General features: G+C 40.9%; 1 protein-coding gene. It reads right to left on the bottom strand.

Annotated elements, in window-relative coordinates; genetic code table 11:
- Positions 1–269: 269 nt before the first annotated feature.
- Positions 270–524: a hypothetical protein gene (locus tag CLV82_RS14660; RefSeq protein WP_133645114.1), complete on the bottom strand. Its 255-nt coding sequence runs from the start codon at positions 522–524 to the stop codon at positions 270–272.
- Positions 525–1,043: the final 519 nt, after the last annotated feature.

The following is a 1,043-nucleotide window of genomic DNA, read 5'->3' as shown; positions in this document are numbered from 1 at the left end:
TGAGATGAGAGCAAGTGAGAGGCGAGTAGAAGAAGTAGAGAAAAGAGTGGTTTCATGAAAATTAGCTACAACGGTCAGGGCTATGCGCCGTAGCGACTTTGGACAGTTGTTTGGAGCTGGCACCGGGCAAGTCCATGCGATCATGCAAGGAGTTATCTTCCCAAGATCACCATTCCCTTGTCTTTCCAAACAACTGGCTTTCGCAAAGCGATAACCGATTTATTTATTTTTTAAATATAGAGTAAATATTCTTGAGTGCAGGAGGGAAGCTATGGCTCATAGCCGTTGTTGGGCGTAGTTTTCTCTGCCATAAGAACACCATCAGTCCAGCTCTCTATTGTCAGCTGTAATTTTATCCTTGGTCTTTTAATTGACTTTTCCGGGTAGATCTCTTCATACTTAGCGTATAGGTTAGCCTTGTAGTCATTCGGATAGTATATGGTAATAGTATGAGTACCTGAATCAAATGTCCATGTTCCTTCAATCGTCTCTACTACCACGGGACATGCCGGTCCAGAACTCATTTCTTTGAAAAGACATTTGTCGTATGCCTGAAACATGATCTTTGAACTTTGAATGAACTCAGATGAATTGGAGTCATCACAGGATTTATATATCAACAGAGTTTGGTCAGAAGTTTGAGACCTCTGTAATATCCAGCAACCAAATAAATCAAACTCGGTAATTGAAGGGGTTTGAGCATTAGTCTGTAAGCAGAATAACCCCAATAATATTAGAATCAATCGAAACTGCTTAAGATATATGACCATGGCTGTTTAAAATTACGCCCAACGGTCAGGGCTATGCGCCGTAGCGATTTCAGACAGTTGTTTGGAGAGAACCCCTGGCTTTCCCAAGCGACCATACAAGGAGTTATCTTCCCAAGATCAGCATTCCCTGGTCTTACCAAACAACTGGCTATCGCAGAACGCTAACCGAGTTATTTATTTTTTTAAATATAGAGTAAATATTCTTGAGTGCAGAGTGGAAGCTATGGCTCATAGCCAATGTTGTAAAACGTTTATTTCTCAAACACTTTTCTG

The organism is Zeaxanthinibacter enoshimensis, from assembly GCF_004362865.1.
In the GTDB taxonomy this organism is placed as follows: Bacteria; Bacteroidota; Bacteroidia; order Flavobacteriales; family Flavobacteriaceae; genus Zeaxanthinibacter; species Zeaxanthinibacter enoshimensis.
Note: the sequence above shows the minus strand (reverse complement) of the source record. Positions and strands in the feature narration are given on the sequence as shown.